The organism is Photobacterium ganghwense, assembly GCF_003025595.1.
GTDB classification, from domain to species: domain Bacteria; phylum Pseudomonadota; class Gammaproteobacteria; order Enterobacterales; family Vibrionaceae; genus Photobacterium; species Photobacterium ganghwense.
The window spans coordinates 970,660-994,761 of the sequence record NZ_PYMI01000002.1 but is presented as its reverse complement, the minus strand read 5'-3'; the positions used below and the strand labels follow the sequence as shown (position 1 = coordinate 994,761).

The following is a 24,102-nucleotide window of genomic DNA, read 5'->3' as shown; positions in this document are numbered from 1 at the left end:
GGAAATGATAAAAAAATGGTGCAGGCAAGGAATACTTGCGCCGCACCAGTCAAAGGTTACATGAGGTCAACTAGCTGCTTTTGGTTTAGTGCAACATGGATACTCGGTCAGCTATAAGCTCTAACGATTCCTCTCGGTCGGCCAGTCGCATATACGGGCTGCCATCTTCTGAGGTAACAATTTCCAATACAGTATCATCAAGATCTTCGGAAACAGGGGTCACCGCGCCAGATAGAACAAGCATCAGCTTTCCTCCCTTCTCCATCAACTCAACCGATACTCCACCTAAATCAAAGTAGCTTGATTTGTTGTTTTCGTTCATCGCTGATGTTGCCTTTGTCTGAAACAAGGATACTAACTAACTAATTACTTAGACACATCATGATATATGCCTAGCAATAATTGAGTCAACAGGAAAAAATCATGAGCAAGGAACATATATTTTGCATTTTTTTTCAAAGCAGCTCCTTGCTTTAAAGTTGCAAAACATATGGAGATTATTAAATTAAATACATATTTTTCATATACTTAAAAATAAAACATCTCACATGACGAGATCACAAACCCATGAATACTGAGCTACAGAACAAACACTGTATATCCATACAGAATTGACCATGTGGTATTATAAGAAACATAATGATAAATAAGCGATGAGTTAGAACTGCACTAACACTACGCTGAAAGAATTAATTAATAAAATTAGTAAAATGCAGATTATGGAAGTTGGTGAGTTGCGGCGGATGCGTATTGACGCGCTTTATGAAGCGACTCCACCGAACATAATGAACTAACTAAAGAACGAGATAACGTTATGATTCCAACAGACAAGCAAAATCCGAATGCGATCGTCGCTCAATTCCTTACTAAAGCGATTGAGGAATGCGGTAAGAGCCAGATCACCATTGCTAAAGAGGCTGGTTATGCTAACGCAAACAACATCACAATGCTGAAAAGTGGTAGATCTAAGCTGAACAAAGCTCGTGTCCCTGCTCTTGCTAGAAGTCTGGAGGTTGATGAAACCGATTTAATGATGCTTGTTCTGGAGCAAGATGAGCCTCATCTTGCTGACTGGATTAAAAGAAAAACAAACGTTAACTCTATCGGCAGACATGCCGCTAATGCTTTTGAAAACTCACTGATTAGAGCTGGCAAAGTGGATGTCGAACTTACTCAGGAGAAGTTGAAGGAAATGCAAGATTTCTTTGATGAGTTCGTTAAAGGGCTGGATTAATTTTCCCGAATAGTTTCACTTTGTTATCAGTTAACGATCGACAACTAATTAGAGCTTCATCAACTCTCTACCTCTACAAGCCCTTCCATACAAGAAAGCACCGTTTAAACGGTGCTTTTTAGTATCTAGCGCTGCAAAACTAGGTCTTTGCCCCTACTAGCCAACCATACATTTCGGTAATTTTGGTGCCTTCATCTTACGTGCCGATACTCTTTCCAATCCTGTAGCAAATTGTCCCTGAATCTCTCCCAATTAAGAAATGACACATCGACCGGAGACTCATATAAGTTGACGATCTTTTGCAGCTCCGCAACGCTCAGCGCCCTGTGACCATACTTGGTCGTTGTCAGAGCTACCTCGCCGCTGGTTCTCCCATCATGGCCGACTATCTGTGCTATTTTCCATTCAGGTATGTTCTTCGACCGAATAACATCAATAAACAAGTGCCGGAATGAATGGCAGGTGTATTGTCTCCCGTAAGGTATGTCTGCCTCTTTTCTAATGGCTCTGGACACATCCAGGTTCTTTCCTGCATTCGAGAAGATGAACTTATCAACCACAGGAGTCATCAGCAGAGGGTCGTAAATCTCCGGCACCCCCTTCAGATTCTTCCGCCACTCTACATAATCCAGCAAACCCAATTCGAGCAACATATTATGCACGGGAATAATCCTGCGCCCATTTACGGACTTCACGCGCTGGTAGAACTTGGCATCGTTAACCACTAAGCACCAGATGCTCCCGACACACACCACGTCATCTATTGATAGCTGGGCGACTTCGCGACTGCGCATACCGGTGAACTGGCAAATCGGATAAAGCCAAAAGTGCAACGGGTAATAGCCGTAACGAGCAATATGCCCTCTTCGTCTTTTGCTACGGAAAAAGTGAGTCCGGTAAATGGCGTCCAACATTTCTGAATCAAACGGCTTTACCTTCTTGCTTTGAGACAAGAACGTAGAGGCGGTGTCGATCTCGCTTTCGGGTATAGTAAAAGCGCCCTTGCTTTTATGAACCCCGTTCCTTGATTTGCTTTTCTCCGAACAGGCTTTTCGCAAATCAACCGACATATGACCTTCATCATATCCCCAGCCGAGTGCTCTCCGGAGGAAACTCAAGACATAGCTGTAGGTTGTTTCGTTAATGGCGGTATACCGGCCAGCCTCGGTGGCAACAATTATCTCGAATGGAATATCCCCGTGATACGCTTCTTTTCTCGCTGGATAGACTTTCAGCTTCCCCATAATGGTTCGGATAGTCTTTTTGCAAAGGTGCTCTAAGGGCGTGTTCTCATCGAGGACATCCAGTAATTTATTCACGTGTCCGTAATTCTGCTTTACTGTTACGTGAGCAATTTCTCCCGAGTCCCTTTCACTGGCAAAGTAACCTCTTATCAAATCACCAAAAGTGCTGATTGCGGTCTTTACCTCTATATCTCGAATGCTAACGACCTCTTCGGCCTCTTCGGATATCGCTTGTTTAAGAGCGGTAACGGCTTTTTGCTTAAAGACAGCTCTGAACTCTGAGTCTTTAAGCTCTTCAAGATCGTGAATGCCGGTTTTGCAGTAGACAACGGCAAAGTCAAAGATAGAAGTGAAGCTCTCTGAGTCGGCATCCAGACTACTCAACTTTTCGGTTACTTCACGAACCCGTCTAAAGATTCGGGTGGCCTCGATTGCGATAGCGGTAGCCTTCTCGCTTGTTCCGGCCAAGGTGAAAGATACTTCCTTTTTCTTGGATTCACCTATCCGGCCGCATACCTCATCTCCAAGAAGACGGTAGTAACTAGAGCGAATTGTAAACCTGCCATTTCCTCTAGGGGTGATGCTGAATAACAGCTCTTTGTTTTTCATTTCAGTAGTCCTCCGAGGCTATCAATACCGCAACCCAATAGCGTAAAACAACTGACTGGAAGGCTGTAATCCGGAGGACTTTAACTAACAAAATGAAGGTTATAGGCACAAAATTGACTGGAAAGGCCAAAAGAAGGAGAAATAGGGTATTGAAAGAAAGTCAAACCGACGGGAATTGTGATAAAAATCACAAAAAACACCGTTCACAAACCGACAAACCGACGGGTTTCGTCGGTTTAGCAATATCAAAAAAACATTAACACATTGATTTTATTCAGATTAATGAGGTTGAAAACAAAAACCATTCCATTAGTCATTATATGGCCATTTTTGACCTGACCACCGAAGGACGCAATATTGTGGCTGATACCGCCATGCCGTTTGAGATCTGGTTTACCGTCGCGGCCATCTATTTGTGCGCGACACTTTTACTTTCAGCACTGGCTGCATGGTTAGAACATAGGCTTAAAGCAGGCCAGAATGGTGGCAGTCACTAACAGTCATTGGTAATCTCACTTTTTGCTATTCATTTATTCCAATGATTTTATAGATGAGAACAATTCGTAAAACGACGCACTCCTCTCGTCGATTTGCGAGACAAGCCACCACAAGTTACCCTGTAACATATCATTAAACTCAGGCAAACAGGAGGCGTAGTAACTCAAAACTGGACAGAAGCGAGTTAGTTTCTTAGTAGAATATGGTCCCAATAATCAGCGGCTGCCAGAAGAGTATGAAAAGCGATATGAGATTAAGTTAAATCGTATCTACTGATTGGTGGCTATTCGCAACACATGTCTGATCGACTCGTTTCAGCTAGAGAAGTGAATGCTATAAGAATCCTACTGTTTAGCATGTCTGAATCAGATTTTTAAAGACCAGTTAAAATATACCTTTACTTTACTATGTAATGGGGTATTATCTTACCTGCTCTGATGTTCAGACTTATTAATGAAACTCCAAGTAAAAGTAAACCCTAAGAATTTCTTCGTTAATGTTGTTATCCTCTGTGTTTCCCTTAGCTTTATCGTCACATTAAATAATTCAATCTTCAGAGAATCGAAGTAACATTATTAATTTCAAAATAAAAGGGACACTATATGTCTAAGTCAACTGGTATCGTAAAGTGGTTTAACGAAGAGAAAGGTTTTGGTTTCATTACTCAAGACAACGGCGGTGCTGACGTATTCGTTCACTTCCGTTCAATTGCTTCAGAAGGTTTCAAAACTCTTTCTGAAGGCCAAAAAGTATCTTTCGATGTAGAGCAAGGTCAAAAAGGCCCTCAAGCAGCTAACGTTGTTGCTCTATAATTGAGATTTTGGCGTAAGTGGATAACCCACTTACGCCAACTAACAATCAGCAACGCTGCACTGAGAAAGTTATTAGCCTTAAGAGTTGCTTCTAGCAAGTTTGTTTACGACAAACCTAGCCTTACAATGCCATGCGCAGAATTGGAAACGCTTTACCCACATCATCAACTGGTGAACGGGAAGTTACTTTAAAACCCATCTGTTCGTAAAAGCCCACAGCCAATAAATTTTTTTCATTCACGTCAACTTTGGTCGCTCCTAGCTGATCAATAGCATATCTCAGCAACACCTTCCCAACGCCTTTACCTCTGGCTTCGTTTAAGATGAAAAGCATTTCAACCTTTGAATCATAGGTACCTATAAAGCCTAAAATTGAACCACTTTCACTCTTTACGCATTTCAATATGACAGTAGGAAAAGCCTGTTCGATGATTATCGGCTTAAAAAACTCAATATCTTCTTCTGATATGAAGTGATGAGTTGCTCGGACTGAGTCTTCCCAAACATCAAGCATTTCTGCGTAATACTCAGGAAGCACATTTTCTACAGTCATAATATTTTCTCTAGAGTTGGCTGAAATTCATGTACAGCCGCGAGTGGACATATTATTGCCAAACCATTACGCAGTTTAATCTTATGTGGTAGGCTCTGACTCACTTTGGGGCCGAAAAAATTCAGCTTAGTAAGGCAGCGCGTAACTCTTTCTGTTGGATCTCAATCTCTGCTCTGGAAGATCACTACTCAATCTATTTCAGTATACCCCTGGAATCAACCGATAGCGCACGCGTCGGGCGTAGCTTCGATAACCCGGCAACTCTTCCTGTAAAGTCTGGTCTTCGAGTAAAGTTCTAATCACCGTGATGATTGATGCAACCGCCGCAGGAATCAGTGTCCATACCGAGTTCAAAGCAAGAACAATGCCGAACGATGCACAGATAACTCCGGCATAACCCGGATGCCGAACAAACCGATATGGGCCACTGTCACACACCACATGGCCTCGATCCGTCTGAATGCGCACAACACTTGAGAAAAAGCGGTTCTCAGCCAATGCCCATGAAGCGAAAGCGTATCCGAGCAAGATCAAAATAAAGCCAATTACGATGAGCCATTGAGCAAATTCGGGGGACCAGTTATAGCGGTGGTCCAGCCCCGCCACGATGACCATAGGAAACCCGGCACTCACCGCCATCATTGGAGCAAGCACTCGGTCCCAGGCTTTTGCGTTTTTGATATTTTCAATATTATGTCTTTCAGCTGTTAATCCAGGATGTCGTTGTTCCGCCCACATGAGTCCACCGATACCGGCGGCCAAGATCAGAATAGAAAATAGCCACGCCTGCCACCAGCCAAGGTCCCCACCGCATATCAGTAAAATTAGAGGGATTAAGAGATATACCACAACTAATCCGAACCAATGACGGGGGGATACTGTTTGAGCTGCTTCTTCATTAGCCTTTGCTGACATATCATCCCCAAAATGAAGTGGATTTATGTGTGCCTCTAAAGCTCCGTTCAGGTGCCACACGTCACAACGAGGTTAACCTGCACCCAATTTTCTAACCCACCGATGGGTTAGAGCTTTAACCAACTAAATACATACAGAATCATTAGATAATTTAGGCCAATTAACAGACAAGTCCATTGTAGGTATCGATTATTCTTAATTGATTGGGGCAAAACAAATCAGGTAACTAATTTCTCCCCTCTTCAAACTGATTCGCATATAAGAAAGAAAATTTCTCCCCTTCGTTTTAAGCTGTCGCCGCAACCATGTTGAAAAACATATCTAAGGCGTAGATCATCGGCTTAACATCCTTAAGAAATGATTTGCTTATCTTGTTGGTGTTATTTACCTTGTTGGTTATATTGGTCTTGTCGGCGCTCAATACCTTGTTAGTTGGGCAACTGGCGCTACGTCAGCTCTTACTTATGACACCCATTCTCCAGCAACGCCATGATTTTAAATGAATTTACCTTACCTAACCCTAGAATTCGTCTACTGTTTATGTAATGGCCATTTTGACCTAACCACTGTAAGACACTGCGCAGTTAGGCGCTGCACAGTTAGGCGCAGTACTGTTACCTAAACCACGATGCCGTTTGAAGTCTTATATAGCGCCAAGCCAAACACAACAAAACAAACAACAAACAACAAAGCCATAATTCGACCAACGAAAAGGATACTGAGGAAAAAGGAAGCATGAAAAAATTTCTGTTAATGATGGTGGCCATAACCTCACTGCTTGCCCCCACTTTGGCTTCGGCCGCAAACTCTCCCTCTGAAAAGAGCACGCTGACCGAAATAAAAGAACGCGGTACATTACGGGTCGGTTTATCGACTTTTGTTCCCTGGGCTATGCGAGACAAACAGGGAGAATTGATTGGATTTGAAGTCGATGTTGCACGACGCCTTGCCAAAGATGCCGGGCTGAAAGTGGAATTCATCCCAACGGCCTGGGATGGAATTATTCCGGCCTTACTGGCGGGCAAATTTGACGTGATCATTGGTGGTATGTCAATTACCCCTGAGCGAAATATGAGCGTACTCTTCACCACACCCTATGCGCACTCCGGGGTACAATTGGCCGCCAACCGGGATATAGCCGGAGGTAAAACCACATTAGATGACTTCAACAAACGCAGTGTAACATTGGCGGTACGACGTGGAGCTTTTACCGTTCAGACTGCTAAGAAGTACTTCCCAAAAGCACAATTACGTCAGTTTGATGATGATGCACAAGCCTTTCAGGAAGTGCTAAACGGAAATGCGCAGGCCGTACTCGCCTCTTCACCGAAACCTGAACAGATGACAATTCAGTACGGCAATAAATTATACCTGCCTTTCACTGAGCGCCTGAGCCGTGGTTCAGAAGCGTTTGCTATTCGCCATGGTGAATTTGACCTGCTCAATTTCTTCAATAACTGGATTCTGCTGCGCAATGAAGATGGTTGGCTCAAAGAACGCCATGACTTCTGGTTCACAACGCTGGATTGGCAGGATCAAGTTGCCGAAGGGCAATAACTCGCCATGCCAGTGAATCACAAAAAGATTTCTCCTGGCCAACAGTCAGTCGTCCATCAGACTTCCCAGGGCTCAGAGGAAAAGAGCCGAAGACGTTCACGGCGGATTCCTCTGAACCGTCTGGATTGGTTGCTGCTGGCGTTTCTGGCGGCTATCTTGGGTTGGCTTTGGTATCGTTCGGCCATTGGTATCCATTACCACTGGCAATGGGACAAAGCCTTTAACCTGATTCTCACTAACGGGAAAAATGGTGAACTGCCCTACTTTTTTCAGGGGTTAATCGCCACTCTGCGTTTAAGTTTATGGGGAATGCTGCTTGCTGCCTCATTAGGCTTGCTGCTGGGACTGGCGAGACGCTCTTCGTTCTGGCTGTTTCGCTTGCCAGCACAAGCTTATATCCAACTGGTGCGAAACATTCCGCCGTTGGTGTTTGTCTTTATCTTCTATTTTTTCATTTCCAGCCAATTGGTTCCGCTATTGGGACTTGAGTCGATACTCAGACAGTCTCCTTCATCCGTTAACCTTGTACAGAACGGGTTGTTTGGCCCGCCCGCTCTGTGGGAAAACCTTTTTTCCGGCGTGTTATGTGTCGGCCTGATTTCTGCGGCCTATATTGCAGAAATTGTCCGGGCGGGAATAGACGCTATTGATAAAGGACAATGGGAAGCGGCAAACTCTCTGGGGCTGTCACGCTGGTCACAGTTCAGAGATGTCATTTTCCCTCAGGCATTAAGCGGGATCGTACCACCTCTGGCAGGCCAATTTATCTCGCTGGTTAAGGATTCGTCGATCATCTCGTTGATATCCATTCAGGAACTGACGTTTGTTGGTAGTGAAATCGCGAACTCGTCCGGGCTAATTTTCGAAATATGGCTGCTGGTTGGCGCGGGCTATTTTCTGTTGTGTTTCAGTCTTTCATTGTTATTCAGCAAGTTAGAGCATCATAGCCGACGCCATTTACTACAATGACGCTAAAGCGTTAAGCTGACGGTGAAGCGTTAACATGCGAAAAAACACAAGCTAAACAAAAAGGGAGTCCTACGACTCCCGCTGTATTTGAAAAACGCACAGTTTCCGGTTGTTGTGCTCCTGATCGCCGATATGCACCATGCCGATCTTTTTCATCACCTGCCGCGCAGACATATTCCGGCTGGTCGTAAAGCCCACAATTCGTTTGAATCCACCCTCACGGAAAGCGTATTCCAGAATCGCCCGGCCAATTTCAGTTGCATATCCCTGGTGCCAGTGTTCCTCACTGATTGTCCACTCAATTTGAGCAACCTGCTCACTTTCGTCGTAAGGATTCAGCCCGACTTTACCAATCAGGGTATCGCAGTCCACCAATACAAGGGGGCAGTTAAAATAGCCGCCTTTCCATTTCCAGCCCATTTTATTTGCCTGATACCATTCAAGCTCAGTGCGCGCTTTCTCTTCTGTCCAGGGGGCATCCCCCGTATAAGTGTGAACAGACTGGTTTGACATTATCCTGTGAAGGCTAGGTAAATCACCCTCGTGCCAAGGCCGAACATACAATCGTGGTGTTCTGATACTCGGTGATATATCTAGAATCATACTCGTCCCTCTCTGTCTGAGCTGGCTAGCCTTCCCTGGACATGTTAGCCCGGTGTCACATTTCTTTGTATTTACGCGCCCTTAACGTTGAAATCTGTCTGCCCATTGTGGCCACAACCTGGCAAGATCCATATGTGCTTCCAACATGTCCGCAACACGATCAATGCCCTGTTCCCGAAGCTGGTCAAAGTCCGGGGTTTGCGTCGCGGTTAATCCGGCCCAGTTCAAAATGGCATCACAGGCTGACTGTTGCTCAAAAATACCATGCAGATAAGTACCAAACACCTGACCATCAAGCCCAAACTGACCATCCGGCCCATCAGCCAAACGAACTGGCGCGTCTTCCTTCACACCCTCCGTTACTCCGGCATGAATTTCATAACCGCGCACGGCCACCGGCTGTTGTCCGGGCATGGTCAGCGTACCGCTTACCTGTTTTAGTTGTTTTTCTGGTGCTAACACGGTGGAAGTTTGAAGATAGCCTAATCCGGCACTGATGCCTGACTCACCTTCGATACCGTTCGGGTCTGAGATGGATTCTCCGAGCATCTGATAGCCGCCACAAATGCCCATAACTTTTCCTCCCAAGCGAAGGTGGCGGGCAATTTGCGTGTCCCATCCCTGAGATTTCAAAAACGCAAGATCACTGCGAACACTTTTAGTCCCTGGAATAATGATAAGATCAGATGGCGGAATTTGCTGCCCTTTGCCTACAAATCGTAGATTTACCTGAGGGTGCATGCGTAAAGGATCAAAATCAGTATGATTGCTAACCCGGGTCAAAACAGGGACAGCAACCTGCAATTGATGTTCAGCTGGTGCTGATTGCTGCACATCAATGGCATCTTCAGCTTCCAGCATCAAACCGTGCAGATAAGGCAATACACCCAGCACAGGTTTACCGGTTTTCTGCTCCAGCCAATCGAGCCCGGACTCCAGCAGTTTTATATCCCCGCGGAAACGGTTGATAACAAAACCAATAACCCGATCCTGCTCGCTTTGCGAGAGCAGCGCCAGCGTGCCATACAGATGTGCAAACACACCGCCGCGGTCGATATCTGCGACAATAATGACCGGCACATCGGCATTCTCTGCAAAACCCATATTGGCAACATCGTTTTCGCGCAGGTTAATTTCTGCAGGGCTACCAGCGCCTTCAATGATGACCGTTTCAAACTCTTGTTGCAGCAGACCAAATGACTCCATGATGGGTCCCATCACGACCTTCTTATAGCCGTGATACCCTACCGCGTCCATGTCGGCCAGTGCTTTGCCCTGCACGATAACCTGAGCACCAATATCGGTATTGGGTTTGAGCAGTACCGGATTCATATGCACGGTTGGCTCAATGCCACATGCCTGTGCCTGTACTGCCTGTGCCCGGCCGATTTCACCGCCATCACGGGTCACCGCACTATTCAGCGCCATATTTTGCGACTTGAAAGGCGCGACATGAATACCCTTTCGGGCAAGTACACGGCAAAGCCCGGCGGCCAGTACACTTTTTCCGGCGTCAGACGTGGTTCCCTGCACCATGAGGGCTCGAGTAGTCGGTTGCATCTGTTTCTCACTCAAAATTGTTGTTCTTTGGGCCATTGAAGTTGTGGCCACTCCTGCCCGTTGGCATCCGTAAAGTTTGTGACGCGGTAACGAGCCGCATACGGTAATTCAATCCGCTGCAGATAACCGGCGTTTTCTGGCATCTCCAGCAAAATGCGCATTAACTGTTTCATCACTCCGGCATGGGTCACCAGTAAAATCCGCTTTCCGGCATGATCAGCCAATAGCTGCTTCCAGGCGTCCGCGATCCGGCCGTCAAATTCACGCAGTGATTCACCACCATGCGGTGTAGACTGCCACGGGTTCTCCCAATAATCTGTCAGGTGTTGTCCGTGAGACTGCCAGAGTGTGTCATGGGGTTGGCCGTCCCAGTTTCCGAAATTCATTTCCATCCATAATTCGCTTTCCTGACACGGCAGCGTAAAACGGCGAGCGTAAGTTTGTGCAAAATGGCTGCAGCGTTGCAGCGGTGAGCAGACAACCTGCTCAATATCTTCCAGCCCTGCGACGGCCAGAGTCATTTGCTCAAGCCCGGTGGCGGTGATCGCAAAATCCGTATGTCCCCGGAGACAACGATGCCCTTCCGGCAACCCGTGGCGCAAAATATCGACCCGCGTTGTAATGCCTTTATCCATACCAGATCCAGTCTTTGTAACTATTTTTCACAGCCGGCCCAAAATAGAGGTATGCCATGCAGTTCCATGCGATGCCATACGGCTATGCCTCGCCTTTCAATATTTGAGGGATACCTGCTGTCACAAATGTCACTCTGTCCACCTGTCGGGCTATAGTCTGGTGCAGCCAGCCACTTTCATCAACGAATCGACGCGACATCGCCCCCATAGGCACAATTCCCTGTCCGACTTCATTACTCACCAGAATCACTCTTCCCTGCGCCTCAGCCAGCGCAGCAAGCAACGCCGCTTTCTGGCCCGGCCAATCGAGTGCTAACTCATCGTTAAACAGACAATTCGTCAACCACAGCGTCAGGCAATCAATCAGCAGGCAATTATCCGGCAAACTGTGCCGCCTTATCGCTCCCGCCAGATCGACCGCCTCTTCCACCAACGCCCAATGGTTGGGTCTTGTTTGTTGATGATGAGCGATACGGGCAGCCATTTCCTCATCGCCCGCGGTAGCCGTCGCAATGTAAATGACATCGAGGCCGGAAGTCTGCGCCAGATATTCAGCATGACTGCTTTTCCCGCTCCGGGCTCCGCCCAGCACTAACTCAGTGTTTACTCTAAACAAAACTGTTGTCTTTCCCGCTTGCAGAATAACTAAGACGAATGTTAAGGAGTTTACCTTACAGCTTCATTTTTTCATCAAAATCCTGCCATGATTGTTGAGTCTTAAATGATTAACTGATGTATATTCCTGCAGCCTGAACAAAACAGCGCAATATAACAAAAACAAACCTTTAAATAAGCTCGCGTATCGGAACACGTCTATTTATGTTTTATGCTCACGAACTATGGCCATATGGCCTGATCTGGCTCTTCCTGGCCACTGCCATCATGTCGGCTTTTATCCAGCCTCAACCCACCGAATTACAGCCCAAGACCAGCAAGATACTACTCGCGCTGAGCTGGCCTTTTCTGCTCACTGTAACAGGCATACTTGCAGTGGTATTAGGCAAGATCTCATTGTCTGCGCTGCTGTTCAGTCTCACCGGAATCGGACTGGCTGCGTGTAGCCACCAAGTGTTCAGACGACCTGTTCCGGCAGGCATCCGTATTGCCATTCATATTGCTGTGATTCTCTGGGGACTGTCGCTGGCCTTGCATCTGGTTCCCGGCTTCATGAACCTGAGAGTCGTGGAAAAAGCGATAACGGGGCCAGCCAGCGTTCCGTTCAACATGCACCTGAATCTGGATAAGCCGCTATTATTTTTTGCGCTTCTATTACTGGTGCCGGGAATGCTTGGACAACGTATCGTGCCATCAACGTCTCAGCGCTGGATACTTGTCTGCCTGTTTGCCGCATTGCCTGCACTGGCGTGGGGACTAGGACTGGTTGCCCCCGAGTTTTCATTACCTGAATGGCTGTGGCTGTTTGTTCTGAACAATCTCTTTCTGACCTGTGTCGCAGAAGAAGCCCTGTTCAGGGGGTATATCCAGCGCCTGTTAATTCAACGTTTCAGCGCCCCTGTCGGTATTGTGGTCGCCAGCCTGTTGTTTGGGTTCGCCCATTTTTCCGGCGGTCCACTGTTTATCCTGCTGGCTAACTGGCTGGGGTGTTATACGGCCTCTGTTATTACTGGAGCGGTCGGTTGCACTGGGCCGTACTTATTCATTTTGCCTTTAATCTGGTTCATCTGGTGTTTTTTACCTATCCACTGGCAATAAAAAACGTTGCTTAGGCACGCTCTCACAACCGTACTGTCTAACGGTGCTATCAAAAAAGATGCTGTCATAACTACACAGTAGAAACCACATGCAACAGAAGCGACTTTATTACATGTCGCCTCTGTGGCGTTTTTCACGTTCAATGACTCACTATGAATAACGATGTTGATGATAACTCATGGAAAAATGAACGGAAGCTGAACAACCGGATCATCATGGATTCAGCCCGCATGGTGTGTAATACAGTCATACACCAAACGGAGAACTAACAATGAAAAAAACAGTATTGATGATGACAACTGCCGCCCTGCTTTCTTCTGCCGCTGTATGGGCGGACAACAACGCTCACAACACGCAGGTACAGTACACCGGCCCGATAGAAAAAGTGACTGTCGCGTCTTTGCTGGAATCATCCAATATGTTTACGGAACACAATGCAGTGGTCGAAGGCCATCTCATTAAGCAGATTAGCGCAGAGAAGTTCCTTTTCAGCGACGGGACTCAACAGATTCAGGTTGATCTGGACGACGACATCCATCTGCCACAGAAAATCGATGCGAACACCAAAGTCCGATTGTTTGGTGAATATGAAGGTGGTAAAACGCCGGAAATTGAAGTCGATAAAATCGAAATTTTGTAAGCGACAAGCAAGCCCGGTGCACCACACCGGGCTTGCTTGTTTCTTGTTTCCCGTTTCTTGCAACAACAGACATACGTTCGCGCTACAGATGCTGCTTATTTTCGCCCCAGCACGCTAACAAACCCAAGTTATTCTTGATGTCCCCTCACATTTTGACAGAAGCAAAAAACGACCTGACACCAGCAAACCAGAAAGCGTGATAGACTCCCTCTGCCTGTTGTATGCAGTTCGACAACAGACTTATTGAAGGAAAATGATGTCAAGTACCCTACTGTTTCACAAAACTTACCGTCATCCAACCAGCCAGGAGTGGGTGGTTTTTGTTCATGGTGCCGGAGGCAGCTCGGCTATTTGGTTTAAGCAGCTCAAAGCCTACCGCCAGCATTTCAATCTGTTGCTTCTCGATTTGCGCGGTCACGGTCGTTCTAACAATCTCTTCCAGGACGTTGTCAGAAATCCCTATACCTTCAAAACGGTCACGACAGACATTGTGCATGTCCTCAACCACCTGAAAATTCAGTCGGCCCATTTCGTCGGGATATCACTTGGCACCATCATCATCCGTAAGTTAGCCGAATTGTCACCAGACCGAGTGAAAACCATGGTCTTAGGTGGCGCTGTCACCCGGCTGGATATTCGATCACAGTGTTTAGTGAAGGCGGGGAATCTTTGCAAACACATCATTCCGTATATGTGGCTCTACCGCTTGTTCGCGTACATTGTGATGCCACAGAAAGCGCAGAAAGAATCACGGCATCTGTTTATTAACGAAGCCAGAAAGCTGTGCCAAAAAGAATTTAAGCGCTGGTTTAAACTGGCAACGGATGTGAATCCGTTGATGAAGTATTTTCGTGAGCGGGCAATCCCGATTCCGACTCTGTATCTGATGGGTAGTCACGACTATATGTTTATTAAACCGGTCAAAGAGTTAGTCAAAACACATGAGCAGTGCTATTTGACTGAGCTGAAAGATTGCGGACACGTCTGTAATGTTGAACGTCCGGACGAATTTAACCAGCACTCGATTGACTTTATTCTTCGACATCAGTCTTGACCTGCGTCGCTTAAGGCTCCAGAACATAAAACACGTTTCCCAGTACCACATCTGGAAATAAAAAAGCAGCCAAATAGCTGCTTTTTTCATTGTCCATATAACTTATTGCCTCTCGGGCTGACAAGCACTCAGCGCGCGTGACGGGCGAAGAAGTCCGACAGTTTTTCGGTAACTAACTCTGGCTGCTCAAGGTTACTGATATGACCAGCGTTTGGAATCAGAAAAAATTCACTGCCTGTGATGCCGTCATGCATCAGCTGAGATTCGAGAACCGGGCGTACCTTGTCTTGCGCACCAACCATAATCAGAGATGGAATAGCGAACATCTCTGCGTCTTCAAACATATCACGGCGTCCAAAAATCATTCTCCCCGCATGGGCCAGTGCCGCAGCTTGCTCTTCAGAAGCACCTGCCAACGCCTGACGGAAGCTATCTTTGAGTGATTCTGACGGAGAATTACCAAACTGAATCGCAGTGAAATAGTCTATCACAGCATCTGGGAACCCTTTGGCTTCATCAACCTGGCTCAGCAAATCAAAATAACGCATATTCGCGACTTCAGGCTCCAAACCGACAAAAGTATCCATCAATACCAGAGAGGTCACTCTGGCCGGCGCCTCAATCACGACTTCAGTTGCCCACATTGCGCCAGACGACAAGCCAACCAATGAAAATTCGTCAATGCCGAGTGTATCAAGCAGCGCCAGCACGTCTTTAGCGTAACCTTTGAGGCTTCGGGTTGCGGCTGGCGCAGGGGATGACTGCCCATGTCCCCAAAACTCCGGAACTATGCATCGGTAAGACTGACTCAAAACATCAACCTGAGGCGCCCACATGCTGCTGTCCCACAGGTAACTGTGACCAAAAACCAGCACCGGACCCTGGCCGACATCCAGGTAATGCATTGTTTGCGTATCGACATTAAACGTGTTCATTCACTCAGGTTCCTTTTTAAAACGTACTCACTGTGAGCATTACGATGCTGATGCATATTTCAGCTCAATGGTTTTGATACCGCGTTGATAGAAAAGCCATGCCATGAGACCAGCAAGGATGTTCCCTGCCGTTGCTCCGATGAACAGTCCGGGAATACCCCCCAATTGCGAACCCAGCCACAAAACCGGCAGAAAACAGACAAACAGACGCAATGCTGAAATCCACAGCGCACGCATCGGCATCGCCAGTGCATTACAGACTGACACCATCAACATGCAAATACCCAACGGCCCCAGGCTGATAGGTACCCAGGCAAGATGAATCAACAGAACGCCCTGAACTGAAGCCTCACTCGCCAGTAATGTAGACAGCACAGGCGCAGTAACGAACAAAATAACAGCAACAGCCAGCTGCCATCCCAGTACAAACTTCACAGCCAGACGAATCAGCTGCTTAATTTTATCGGTATCCCCACTGCCGAGCATTTTTCCCACCATCGGTGGCATCGACATCGTCAGAGCCAGCACAATGACGATTGAAAAAAACTCCAAACGTGATCCGAGCGCCCATGCCCCCACAGTCGCCGCACCAAATCCGGCCACCAGCTTGGTTGCCAGCATCGACGACAACGGCGGTAACAGCTGACTCATCATGGCTGGTGCCATGATGTGAACCAGTTCTTTGATGGATGCAGAAATATCCAGACCTTCCCAATTGAAGCTCATCCAATGACGTTGTAACACTTTAGGGAACACCACCAGCATACCAATCGTAAAGGAAATGACCGTGGCCCACGCAGCACCAACCAATCCCATATCCAGGGTAAAGATAAACAGTGGGTCAAGCACAATATTCAGCAGACTGGTGATCACCATCATGATCCCCGGCAACATGGTATTACCATTCGCCCGGCACAGGCTGTAGGCAAAATAAACCATTGCACCGGTCCAGGCACTCAATAGCCAAACCGGCCAATACTGATCAACCACAGGATAAACATCATCAGGTGCGCTTAGCAGAGACAATATGGCGCCGCGACTGACCCAGATCAGCAGGCACACGCCCAGTACACTGATAGCGCCGGTAATGACCACCAGCCCGCCCAACTGTTTAGCGCGTTGTTCATCGCCTTGCCCGAGAATCCGGGAAATAAGTGATGTCGTGGCGATACCCAGCCCGACCTGAAGACCGATAATCACCATTTGCATAGGGAGCGTAAATCCCTGAGCAGCAAGAGGTAAAACGCCAAGCTGACCGATAAACGCACTATCAACCAACTGAAAACTCATCAGAGATAAGACGCCGAACAACATGGGCCAGGTCATTTGATAAAGCTGACGGCCAAGTCCGGGATGTGACTGCCTCGTACGGCAGGATGTTTGAGAGACCATAACTGACTTTTGCTACCGTTTAGAATTCTTTTAATGGGTGCATAGTCTACGGACTTTTCTCTCGGAGCTAAAGTAACAAGAAAATAACTTTCAGACTTGAAATGAGACTTTGGTGGGATATTGCCCGAGGTGGTTAATCCTCGGGCACATTCAATGCGCTTCGGCAGTGAATGGTATTACTGGGTCACTAGCTGAACCAGATTGGCTGGACGATAGTAGATAGATTTCAATACTTTACCTTGGCGGATCAGTTTTCCATCCAGATCAACGTCTTTTGCACATTTAGCGATAATGTACTCGCCTTTCTGACTACCAACAATCTCAACACCCTGTGCAGCATAGTGGGCTTTCGTCTCTTCAAACTCTTGCTCGGTGCGACACACTTTGCTCATGTTGCTTGAGTGAACTTCATCCCAGCATGACACGAAATCAAAGCCCAGGCGCTGAGCAATTTGCAGAAGCAGATCAATCAGATAGCTGATACCGATATTGGCTTCAACCTTGTTATCACCCAGGTGTACCAGGCGCCCCATCAGGACATAAACAGAATCCACAATTGCATCGGCTTGCTCAACCAGTGAATCAGCTTCCGCCAGTTCAGTCATCTCTTCCACAGCCAAGGACGTATGCAGCGCATCTGCCTGCTCATTCAAGGTCGAAGCCGACTCAATGTCTAAATCAAAAGTGCTGCGAAATTCGCGGATATCACGGTACAGGTGGTCAAACAACGCTTGATCTAATACAGACAGCTTCATGAAGGTTTCCTTTTATAGAGACTGACCTTCCGGAGACCATACAACACAAGACTGACAGACCGTATAACAAACCTTTTGGCTCAACCATACGACAGCAACAACCGTTAGTATCCGGAAAGCATGACGAAATCACGCAGTATACCGTATTGCTTCACTTGATGGGATCAAGAAATCCATCTTCAATCACCAAAGCCATTTTGTTACCAGCAGTTCACATTTTTGCAAGCAAGTAAATTTGTCTAGCGTACATCATATTTATGCCATTGAATTGCAATTGTTCGCATACTAAAGTGTATTAGATCACAGGCATTGTTGATTACGTAGCACTGCCTGTATCAACAATCCGAATATTTAAGCCGTAATGAATGCCGCAACAAGGAGGTCAGCATGTGTAAATATTGCGGAGTGAAAAGTCACGATATACGAATAAAACGCCAGTTCTGGGAGAAATCCATCTCTCATCGTAACCAGCAAAAGTTTCGCTGCACTCACTGTCAGCGTACGTACTTTGTGCCAATCGGCGGCCACACCGACGATGACATGACAGATGTTCAGGACACCCCTAGGGCTCAAGAAACTTCGAATATCCAAAAAACAACAAATATTCAAGAAACAAAGAATATCAAGGAAACGGAACAGGCATCGGTTGACTAACAGTTGAAGACGGACAAGATTCAGTCGCGTCCTCCCCTACATACCGGGACGCTATTCTGATTCGATAAAGGGACAAGAGCTGCCAGCAATGTACTGTGCGCCATCCCCCTTTCTGTTCCTGATTTAACTGCTGCTTCCGACCCGACTAATACACCTACTTGACCGCTTGCCAGTTCTGCACTGGCATGCCTCCTTGTCTGGCAACCCCATCACGCTTTTACCTTCTTACCAATATATAATTCGCTTCAGCAGGCAGAATGTCATATTTCCTTTATGTGACTGGACGTATAATACTTATCATATCCAACCGATATGTATGATATATGAAGACTTTGGGGTTCCCCCTGCTTGGCATATCGGCACGGCGCTTATCCGTACTTATTCAAAGGCAGTTGTAAAATACTATGATGATTTCAGGTCACCGCGGCGCGGCAGCGCTTGCTCCCGAAAATACCCTCGCCAGTGTCAGAAAAGCCGCTGAATCCGGCGTTTCCTGGATTGAAGTGGACACTCAGTTAAGCCTTGATGGTGTTCCTATTGTCTTCCACGATGAAACACTGAACCGTTGTAGTAACGGCAAAGGAAAAGTAGCTGACCACACAATGGCACAACTGAAGACGCTGGATGCCGGACAATGGTTCAGCCCGGCATTTAAGGGCGAGACTATCCCGACTCTGGAAGAGTTGCTAGATACTTGCCTGGCACTGGACCTGAGTCTGAATCTTGAACTGAAAATCCACCATCGCCATCAAATTGAACCCTTGGTGAAAGCGGTAGTTACACTTATTCAGCAAAAAGCTTTTCCTGTCGACAAACTAATTTTTTCAAGTTTTGAGAAAGAAGCGCTTGAGCACTGTCAGGCATTATGGCCTGAAGTTCGCCGAGGCTTTATTTGTGAAGTGTGGAACGGCTACAGCCTCGATTCATTAAAATCGCTGGACCTGTACAGTATTCACATCGACCATCACATACTGACTCCTACCATTGCCGACAGCATCAAAGCCGCCGGACTGGTCCTAAAAATCTGGACATTAAACACCCCATCGAAAGCCGACCGCTTTTTCAAAATGGGGGTCGACAATATCATTACGGACAAGCCGGATCAGTTTCAGGTTTGCTAATCCGTTTTAACGGCCGCTTGAGAGGTTTATCCCAGAGAACAAGAGATTGTTCATCGTGGTCAGGCTGACTTGGGTACTGCCTAGCGCTTTAGCCAGCACAAATTATGGGGACATAAGCGATAAACGGACACTTTTTAGCTGTTTATCTGAAAATAGTCCCCACACTCTCCTATTATTCCTCTATAATCACCGACCGAATTTTTGTCAGGCTACGTCTGCTTTAGGAAATAAGAATGTCATTTGCATCACAAAACTTTTCTCAGGAAATTGTGCGCGCACTTACCGAATGCGGCTACGAGAAATTAACCCCAATCCAAAAACAAGCGATTCCACACGCTCGTCGCGGAAACGATATTCTTGCCAATGCGCAAACCGGTACCGGTAAAACGGCTGCGTTTTCTCTGCCGATCATTCAGCAGATCCTGGACAATTCAAAGCAACGTAGCCGCTTTAATGTACGCGCGCTGATTCTGGCTCCGACTCGTGAGCTGGTTGCGCAAATTGCGAAGAACATCGAAGACTACACCAAGTACACAGACATCAGCGTTGAAGCCATTTACGGCGGTACTAAAATGTCTTCTCAAGAGAAAAAACTGGAGAAAGGCGTCGATATTCTGGTCGCTACCCCAGGCCGTCTTATTGAGCACATGGAACTGAAAAACGTTTCTCTCGCTAATCTGGAATTTCTGGTCTTTGACGAAGCTGACCGTATGCTTGACATGGGCTTTATCGGTGATATTCGCGTGATCATGGGTGATATTCGCACCAAACCGCAAACCATGTTGTTCTCTGCAACGTTCTCCAGCCAGATGAACAAACTGGCCGGTGACATCCTGCAAAAACCAAAACGCATTTCGGTCAGCCCGGAAAATGCTACCGCAGAAACCGTTGCCCACGTTGTATACCCTGTTGATCAGGAACGTAAACGTGAGCTGCTGTCAGAATTGATCGGCAAGAAAAACTGGCAACAAGTGCTGGTTTTTGTGAACTACAAAGAAACCGCAAATGAACTGGTCAAAGAGCTGAAACTGGATGGCATCAAAGCAGTGCTTTGCCACGGTGATAAAGCGCAAAGTGCACGCCGCCGTGCGCTGGACGAATTCAAAGAAGGTAAAGCACGTGTAATGGTTGCAACCGAAGTTGCCGCTCGTGGTCTGGATATTAAAGGACTACCACACGTTGTTAACTTCGATATGCCATTCCTGGCCGAAGACTACGTGCACCGCATCGGACGTACTGGCCGTGCCGGTGAACAAGGACATGCCGTGTCGTTTGTCAGCCGCGAAGAAGAGCTGACGCTGGTTCAGGTTGAAAACCTGATCAAGCAACGTATTCGCCGTATTCAGCTGGTTGGTTACGAGCCGAAAAACCGTGACGCCCTGCTGGAAAAAATGCACAGCAAACCCGCTTACCGTGACCGTCGCGGCCGTACAAACAACCCGAGCGATCAGTCTGATGCAGAGCGTCGTGCACGCCTGCGTCGCGCTGTCCTTAACAAAAGCCGTGCTGGCGTCAGCCAACTGAAAAAATAATCACGCTGCTGCTTATTACTCTGAAATCCAAAGAGTTTACAGCACACGTTCAAAAAAGCCGCTGCCAGTCAGCGGCTTTTTCTTTTCAGTTTCCAAATCCGTTTCTTAAGTGTTTTCCTTCCTACTGTTCAGTCGTCTTTTCCCGCCTGTGTGCACTTGACTCTGAGTGCGCCTGACTCTGCATTCTGAAATCATAATGGTAATAAAAATACGTGATATTTATCACAAACCATTTACTTAGCCTGCTAACTAAATTATATTACTTAGCAGGCTAAGTAATTACCGCATCACACTCATTTCAGGCATTACCATGGTTAACAATCTCAAAATTCTTCAGGATTTATCACTGGCAGAGCAGCTGGCACGCGTGTCACGTCTCTGGCGTATGGTCGCCGATCGTGAATTGGCCCCTCTGGGCCTGACGCACCCTCGCTGGACAGCGTTATGGAAGCTGCAACGCCTTGGTGACAACATCAGCCAGAAAACTCTGGCCGAAGCGCTGGAAATCGAGTTGGCCTCACTGATGCGGACATTGAAACAGCTAGAAGAGCAAGGGCTGATCGTCCGCCACTGTTGTGACCATGACAAACGCGCCCGGATTGTCAGCCTGACAGAGGAAGGGCGCACGCTCATCGCTCAGATGGAAACCCGGATTCTGCAGGTTCGCCGTAACCTGCTCACGGATATTTCCGAGCAAGAACTGATGCGGCTTAGCGAGGTGCTGGAAACTATCGCTAACAATGCGCTTACCACCATGAATGAACCGATTCCAGCAGACACTTTGCTTCCCCCCATCCTCAAACAGTGAGTAACGGGAAAGAGTAATGCGAGTGAAAGCAGGCAGACAAAAAAATCACCGGCAATCCCCTGACCGGCCATTCTGCACACCGCACCAATCACACATGTACCACGATAAAAAATAGAAGAGAAGAAACAGCCTTATGACTCCCGATCAAAAATTTGCACGTTGGGTTAAACACGCCATTGTCGTGTTTGTCCTCGTTTTTGCCTATTTTCTGGTTGCTGATCTGACCATCCCGCTTACGCCTCAGGCGATGGCGACTCGGACAGTAACTAAAGTCGCCCCACGCATCAGCGGGCAAATCACCGCAATTTATGTCCGCAATAACCAGCTGGTGAGAAAAGGCGACGTACTGTTTGAAATCGATCCACGCCCTTTTCAACTGGCCGTTGAGCAAGCTCGTCTGAATCTGGCACAAGCCACAAAAAATAATGCCCAACTGGATGCCTCAATTGCTGCTGCTCAGGCTCGTGTAGCGGCTTCACAGATTATTGCTGAGCAGAAAACCCGTGAAGCGAACCGGTTCAATACGCTGTTTAAGAAAAATGGTGTATCCGGTCAGCAGCGTGATGACGCAACCAGCGATGCCACTGCGGCAAGAGCCAACCTGGCAGCAGCCAAAGCCAGTTTACAGGAGCTGAGAGTCAATCGCGGCGCGACAGACGATTCAAACCTGGCCGTTCAGATCGCCAAAAATCAGCTGGAACAAGCGTTACTGAACCTTTCTTATACCCAGGTAACGGCTGAACATGACGGGGCAATTACCAACCTTCAGCTTGAATCCGGAACATATGCTGCCGCCGGAATGCCACTGGTTGCTCTGGTCGACACGGAAGTGGATATTATTGCCGATTTCAGAGAGAAGAGTCTGCGCCGCATCGATGATCACAGTTACGCGCTGATCGCCTTCGATAGCCAACCAGGCAAAGTGTACCGTGCTGAAATCAGCAGCCTGGATGCCGGTGTCAGCAGTGGTCAGTTTAATGCTGACGGCAGCCTCGCTACACCCACAGTGTCGAATCGATGGGTTCGGGACGCACAGCGTATGCGTCTTCATTTGACCGTCGCAGGCAATCTGCCGAACTCACTCCCGGCAGGTGCACGCGCAACTGTCCAGTTAGTACCGGATGGCCACCTGATGGGCTGGCTTGCCCGCCTGCAAATTAAACTGCTGAGTACCCTGCATTACATTTATTAATCCGGAGGCATGATGAGACTTTGGGATCACCCCATGACAGACAATGACTTACGACAATGTCTGCGTATCGCCACCGGGGCAACGCTGGGTTTTACAATCAGTAAAGTCTTTGGCTGGAACTACGGTGTCTTTTTCACCGTCTTCCCGATGCTGTTGCTGGGTATGGTACCGGTTATGAATGCCCATGCCGCACGCCAACTGCTTGCGTCTGGCGTTATCTGCGGCCTGGAGGTGGGGATTCTTGGCGGGTTGTTCGGCGGTCATCCCGCTATCATGACTTTGCTGGCCTTTGGTCTGTTTCTTTACAAGTTTGCCTGTATGTCGAAAGGCAGCCTCTTTTTATTCGGTGCCAACAGTGTCCTTAGCCTCAGTATCATGCTGCATTTTGCCAGTTACCCGACGGTCGATCTGAATGAACTGATTTTTGGGAATCTGCTCGCCAGCGTATTATCAATCGTCATCGCCTATCTGGTCACGTTCTTAATGCCTGATGTCTCGTCAAGGCAACCGGCTCCGGCTTCGCCCAAAGGGTCGCACAGGATGCGCCATGAGGCGTTATTGGGCGCGTCGTTAGCCACCCTGTCGTTTGTCGTGTTCCAGATACTGGATTTGAACGATTCCATGTCTGCCCAAGCGACCACCATTCTGCTGCTGTTCCCGATGAACTGGAACGGGGCGCTGGGTTATGCGCGAAAACGGGCCATGGGCACAATTTTGGGTGTCGCATTTGGTATTCTGGGACAACTGGTGTTGTACGACTGGTCAGATTTATTGCTGTTTGTTATTCCGCTGTTATGGATTGGAACCATGCTGTTCAGCTATGTGCATGTGAAAGAATCCAGCGGTTCCGGTGTCGGGTTTGGCGCGTTAACAACGCTGGGGATTTTGTTCGGGCAGTACCTGACCCCGACAAATGACCTGATCTACAGTGCGATGTACCGGGTCGGCTGCATCGTCTTTGCGATTGTCGCCACGTTATTGATGACCTATCTGGTACACCGGCTGCTGAACAGCTTTGAAAGCACTCACTACGGGTACTAGCGTTTTCACACGCAACATCGCAGGTTCTGTATCAGAATAAAAAATCCGGCACCTCAGATGCCGGATTTTTATGCCC

General features: G+C 47.5%; 24 protein-coding genes and 1 pseudogene. 14 read left to right on the top strand and 11 right to left on the bottom strand.

Going from position 1 to position 24,102, the window contains the following annotated elements; translation table 11 throughout:
* Window positions 1–85 precede the first annotated feature (85 nt).
* Entirely contained in the window at window positions 86–322 is a 237-nt protein-coding gene (locus tag C9I92_RS10280) for a hypothetical protein (protein WP_047884411.1), read from the bottom strand.
* Between the two features lie 492 nt (window positions 323–814).
* Here C9I92_RS10280 and C9I92_RS10275 point away from each other — a divergent pair, with 492 nt between their 5' ends.
* The gene (locus C9I92_RS10275) at window positions 815–1,234 is read left to right on the top strand and encodes a helix-turn-helix domain-containing protein (RefSeq protein WP_053061760.1); all 420 of its coding nucleotides are present in this window, start codon (window positions 815–817) and stop codon (window positions 1,232–1,234) included.
* A gap of 191 nt (window positions 1,235–1,425) precedes the next feature.
* Here C9I92_RS10275 and C9I92_RS10270 read toward each other — a convergent pair whose 3' ends face one another.
* Entirely contained in the window at window positions 1,426–3,087 is a 1,662-nt protein-coding gene (locus C9I92_RS10270; RefSeq protein WP_047884412.1) for a site-specific integrase, read from the bottom strand.
* 296 nt (window positions 3,088–3,383) lie between these two features.
* On the opposite strand from C9I92_RS10270, the pseudogene C9I92_RS10265 reads away from it, so the two are divergent.
* Window positions 3,384–3,584 (top strand): annotated as a pseudogene (locus C9I92_RS10265) (amino acid ABC transporter permease); the annotation flags it as partial.
* 603 nt (window positions 3,585–4,187) lie between these two features.
* Window positions 4,188–4,397, top strand: coding sequence for a transcription antiterminator/RNA stability regulator CspE (cspE, locus tag C9I92_RS10260; RefSeq protein WP_047884413.1), 210 nt, complete (start codon window positions 4,188–4,190; stop codon window positions 4,395–4,397).
* 121 nt (window positions 4,398–4,518) lie between these two features.
* Here cspE and C9I92_RS10255 read toward each other — a convergent pair whose 3' ends face one another.
* Window positions 4,519–4,950: a GNAT family N-acetyltransferase gene (locus C9I92_RS10255; protein ID WP_047884414.1), complete on the bottom strand. Its 432-nt coding sequence runs from the start codon at window positions 4,948–4,950 to the stop codon at window positions 4,519–4,521.
* Between the two features lie 198 nt (window positions 4,951–5,148).
* Window positions 5,149–5,865, bottom strand: a complete 717-nt coding sequence (locus C9I92_RS10250) for a methyltransferase family protein (protein ID WP_047884415.1) — start codon at window positions 5,863–5,865, stop codon at window positions 5,149–5,151.
* A 735-nt stretch (window positions 5,866–6,600) separates the two neighbouring features.
* On the opposite strand from C9I92_RS10250, the gene C9I92_RS10245 reads away from it, so the two are divergent.
* The gene (locus C9I92_RS10245) at window positions 6,601–7,422 is read left to right on the top strand and encodes a transporter substrate-binding domain-containing protein (protein ID WP_047884416.1); all 822 of its coding nucleotides are present in this window, start codon (window positions 6,601–6,603) and stop codon (window positions 7,420–7,422) included.
* A gap of 6 nt (window positions 7,423–7,428) precedes the next feature.
* Window positions 7,429–8,391: an amino acid ABC transporter permease gene (locus tag C9I92_RS10240; protein ID WP_047884417.1), complete on the top strand. Its 963-nt coding sequence runs from the start codon at window positions 7,429–7,431 to the stop codon at window positions 8,389–8,391.
* A gap of 69 nt (window positions 8,392–8,460) precedes the next feature.
* Here C9I92_RS10240 and C9I92_RS10235 read toward each other — a convergent pair whose 3' ends face one another.
* The 4 genes from C9I92_RS10235 to cobU all read right to left on the bottom strand — a co-directional run bounded on the left by C9I92_RS10235 (window position 8,461) and on the right by cobU (window position 11,805).
* Window positions 8,461–8,994, bottom strand: a complete 534-nt coding sequence (locus C9I92_RS10235; protein WP_084712502.1) for a GNAT family N-acetyltransferase — start codon at window positions 8,992–8,994, stop codon at window positions 8,461–8,463.
* 81 nt (window positions 8,995–9,075) lie between these two features.
* On the bottom strand, window positions 9,076–10,554 hold the full coding sequence (locus tag C9I92_RS10230) for a cobyric acid synthase (RefSeq protein WP_047884418.1): 1,479 nt from the start codon (window positions 10,552–10,554) through the stop codon (window positions 9,076–9,078).
* Between the two features lie 11 nt (window positions 10,555–10,565).
* Window positions 10,566–11,189, bottom strand: coding sequence for a histidine phosphatase family protein (locus tag C9I92_RS10225; protein ID WP_107193840.1), 624 nt, complete (start codon window positions 11,187–11,189; stop codon window positions 10,566–10,568).
* Window positions 11,190–11,271: 82 nt separating this feature from the next.
* The gene (cobU, locus tag C9I92_RS10220; protein ID WP_047884419.1) at window positions 11,272–11,805 is read right to left on the bottom strand and encodes a bifunctional adenosylcobinamide kinase/adenosylcobinamide-phosphate guanylyltransferase; all 534 of its coding nucleotides are present in this window, start codon (window positions 11,803–11,805) and stop codon (window positions 11,272–11,274) included.
* 203 nt (window positions 11,806–12,008) lie between these two features.
* Here cobU and C9I92_RS10215 point away from each other — a divergent pair, with 203 nt between their 5' ends.
* The 3 genes from C9I92_RS10215 to C9I92_RS10205 all read left to right on the top strand — a co-directional run bounded on the left by C9I92_RS10215 (window position 12,009) and on the right by C9I92_RS10205 (window position 14,596).
* A complete protein-coding gene (locus C9I92_RS10215; protein ID WP_248827367.1) occupies window positions 12,009–12,902 on the top strand; it encodes a CPBP family intramembrane glutamic endopeptidase in 894 nt (297 codons plus the stop codon).
* Between the two features lie 271 nt (window positions 12,903–13,173).
* A complete protein-coding gene (locus C9I92_RS10210; RefSeq protein WP_047884420.1) occupies window positions 13,174–13,542 on the top strand; it encodes a YgiW/YdeI family stress tolerance OB fold protein in 369 nt (122 codons plus the stop codon).
* A gap of 256 nt (window positions 13,543–13,798) precedes the next feature.
* Window positions 13,799–14,596, top strand: coding sequence for an alpha/beta fold hydrolase (locus C9I92_RS10205; RefSeq protein ID WP_047884421.1), 798 nt, complete (start codon window positions 13,799–13,801; stop codon window positions 14,594–14,596).
* A gap of 128 nt (window positions 14,597–14,724) precedes the next feature.
* On the opposite strand, the gene C9I92_RS10200 is transcribed toward C9I92_RS10205, so the two are convergent.
* The 3 genes from C9I92_RS10200 to C9I92_RS10190 all read right to left on the bottom strand — a co-directional run bounded on the left by C9I92_RS10200 (window position 14,725) and on the right by C9I92_RS10190 (window position 17,678).
* A complete protein-coding gene (locus C9I92_RS10200) occupies window positions 14,725–15,531 on the bottom strand; it encodes an alpha/beta fold hydrolase (RefSeq protein WP_047884422.1) in 807 nt (268 codons plus the stop codon).
* Between the two features lie 39 nt (window positions 15,532–15,570).
* On the bottom strand, window positions 15,571–16,923 hold the full coding sequence (locus tag C9I92_RS10195; RefSeq protein ID WP_047884423.1) for an MATE family efflux transporter: 1,353 nt from the start codon (window positions 16,921–16,923) through the stop codon (window positions 15,571–15,573).
* A gap of 176 nt (window positions 16,924–17,099) precedes the next feature.
* The gene (locus C9I92_RS10190) at window positions 17,100–17,678 is read right to left on the bottom strand and encodes a nucleoside triphosphate pyrophosphohydrolase family protein (RefSeq protein ID WP_047884424.1); all 579 of its coding nucleotides are present in this window, start codon (window positions 17,676–17,678) and stop codon (window positions 17,100–17,102) included.
* A 387-nt stretch (window positions 17,679–18,065) separates the two neighbouring features.
* On the opposite strand from C9I92_RS10190, the gene C9I92_RS10185 reads away from it, so the two are divergent.
* From C9I92_RS10185 to C9I92_RS10160, 6 genes are all read left to right on the top strand, one after another.
* Window positions 18,066–18,332 (top strand): hypothetical protein, encoded by a 267-nt coding sequence (locus tag C9I92_RS10185; protein ID WP_047884425.1) that lies wholly within the window; start codon window positions 18,066–18,068, stop codon window positions 18,330–18,332.
* A gap of 407 nt (window positions 18,333–18,739) precedes the next feature.
* The gene (locus tag C9I92_RS10180) at window positions 18,740–19,453 is read left to right on the top strand and encodes a glycerophosphodiester phosphodiesterase family protein (protein ID WP_047884821.1); all 714 of its coding nucleotides are present in this window, start codon (window positions 18,740–18,742) and stop codon (window positions 19,451–19,453) included.
* A gap of 233 nt (window positions 19,454–19,686) precedes the next feature.
* A complete protein-coding gene (locus C9I92_RS10175) occupies window positions 19,687–20,985 on the top strand; it encodes a DEAD/DEAH box helicase (protein WP_047884426.1) in 1,299 nt (432 codons plus the stop codon).
* Between the two features lie 310 nt (window positions 20,986–21,295).
* A complete protein-coding gene (gene slyA, locus C9I92_RS10170; protein WP_047884427.1) occupies window positions 21,296–21,793 on the top strand; it encodes a transcriptional regulator SlyA in 498 nt (165 codons plus the stop codon).
* A gap of 133 nt (window positions 21,794–21,926) precedes the next feature.
* The gene (locus C9I92_RS10165; protein ID WP_047884428.1) at window positions 21,927–22,985 is read left to right on the top strand and encodes an HlyD family secretion protein; all 1,059 of its coding nucleotides are present in this window, start codon (window positions 21,927–21,929) and stop codon (window positions 22,983–22,985) included.
* A 12-nt stretch (window positions 22,986–22,997) separates the two neighbouring features.
* Window positions 22,998–24,026: a DUF2955 domain-containing protein gene (locus C9I92_RS10160; RefSeq protein WP_047884429.1), complete on the top strand. Its 1,029-nt coding sequence runs from the start codon at window positions 22,998–23,000 to the stop codon at window positions 24,024–24,026.
* Window positions 24,027–24,102 lie beyond the last annotated feature (76 nt).

What these genes read in the sequence shown, in the direction of transcription:
- C9I92_RS10280 (WP_047884411.1), bottom strand. Translation starts at nt 322, where the DNA reads ATGAACGAAAACAACAAATCAAGCTACTTTGATTTAGGTGGAGTATCG.
- C9I92_RS10275 (WP_053061760.1), top strand. Translation starts at nt 815, where the DNA reads ATGATTCCAACAGACAAGCAAAATCCGAATGCGATCGTCGCTCAATTC.
- C9I92_RS10270 (WP_047884412.1), bottom strand. Translation starts at nt 3,087, where the DNA reads ATGAAAAACAAAGAGCTGTTATTCAGCATCACCCCTAGAGGAAATGGC.
- cspE (WP_047884413.1), top strand. Translation starts at nt 4,188, where the DNA reads ATGTCTAAGTCAACTGGTATCGTAAAGTGGTTTAACGAAGAGAAAGGT.
- C9I92_RS10255 (WP_047884414.1), bottom strand. Translation starts at nt 4,950, where the DNA reads ATGACTGTAGAAAATGTGCTTCCTGAGTATTACGCAGAAATGCTTGAT.
- C9I92_RS10250 (WP_047884415.1), bottom strand. Translation starts at nt 5,865, where the DNA reads ATGTCAGCAAAGGCTAATGAAGAAGCAGCTCAAACAGTATCCCCCCGT.
- C9I92_RS10245 (WP_047884416.1), top strand. Translation starts at nt 6,601, where the DNA reads ATGAAAAAATTTCTGTTAATGATGGTGGCCATAACCTCACTGCTTGCC.
- C9I92_RS10240 (WP_047884417.1), top strand. Translation starts at nt 7,429, where the DNA reads ATGCCAGTGAATCACAAAAAGATTTCTCCTGGCCAACAGTCAGTCGTC.
- C9I92_RS10235 (WP_084712502.1), bottom strand. Translation starts at nt 8,994, where the DNA reads ATGATTCTAGATATATCACCGAGTATCAGAACACCACGATTGTATGTT.
- C9I92_RS10230 (WP_047884418.1), bottom strand. Translation starts at nt 10,554, where the DNA reads ATGCAACCGACTACTCGAGCCCTCATGGTGCAGGGAACCACGTCTGAC.
- C9I92_RS10225 (WP_107193840.1), bottom strand. Translation starts at nt 11,189, where the DNA reads ATGGATAAAGGCATTACAACGCGGGTCGATATTTTGCGCCACGGGTTG.
- C9I92_RS10215 (WP_248827367.1), top strand. Translation starts at nt 12,009, where the DNA reads ATGTTTTATGCTCACGAACTATGGCCATATGGCCTGATCTGGCTCTTC.
- C9I92_RS10210 (WP_047884420.1), top strand. Translation starts at nt 13,174, where the DNA reads ATGAAAAAAACAGTATTGATGATGACAACTGCCGCCCTGCTTTCTTCT.
- C9I92_RS10205 (WP_047884421.1), top strand. Translation starts at nt 13,799, where the DNA reads ATGTCAAGTACCCTACTGTTTCACAAAACTTACCGTCATCCAACCAGC.
- C9I92_RS10200 (WP_047884422.1), bottom strand. Translation starts at nt 15,531, where the DNA reads ATGAACACGTTTAATGTCGATACGCAAACAATGCATTACCTGGATGTC.
- C9I92_RS10195 (WP_047884423.1), bottom strand. Translation starts at nt 16,923, where the DNA reads ATGGTCTCTCAAACATCCTGCCGTACGAGGCAGTCACATCCCGGACTT.
- C9I92_RS10190 (WP_047884424.1), bottom strand. Translation starts at nt 17,678, where the DNA reads ATGAAGCTGTCTGTATTAGATCAAGCGTTGTTTGACCACCTGTACCGT.
- C9I92_RS10185 (WP_047884425.1), top strand. Translation starts at nt 18,066, where the DNA reads ATGTGTAAATATTGCGGAGTGAAAAGTCACGATATACGAATAAAACGC.
- C9I92_RS10180 (WP_047884821.1), top strand. Translation starts at nt 18,740, where the DNA reads ATGATTTCAGGTCACCGCGGCGCGGCAGCGCTTGCTCCCGAAAATACC.
- C9I92_RS10175 (WP_047884426.1), top strand. Translation starts at nt 19,687, where the DNA reads ATGTCATTTGCATCACAAAACTTTTCTCAGGAAATTGTGCGCGCACTT.
- slyA (WP_047884427.1), top strand. Translation starts at nt 21,296, where the DNA reads ATGGTTAACAATCTCAAAATTCTTCAGGATTTATCACTGGCAGAGCAG.
- C9I92_RS10165 (WP_047884428.1), top strand. Translation starts at nt 21,927, where the DNA reads ATGACTCCCGATCAAAAATTTGCACGTTGGGTTAAACACGCCATTGTC.
- C9I92_RS10160 (WP_047884429.1), top strand. Translation starts at nt 22,998, where the DNA reads ATGAGACTTTGGGATCACCCCATGACAGACAATGACTTACGACAATGT.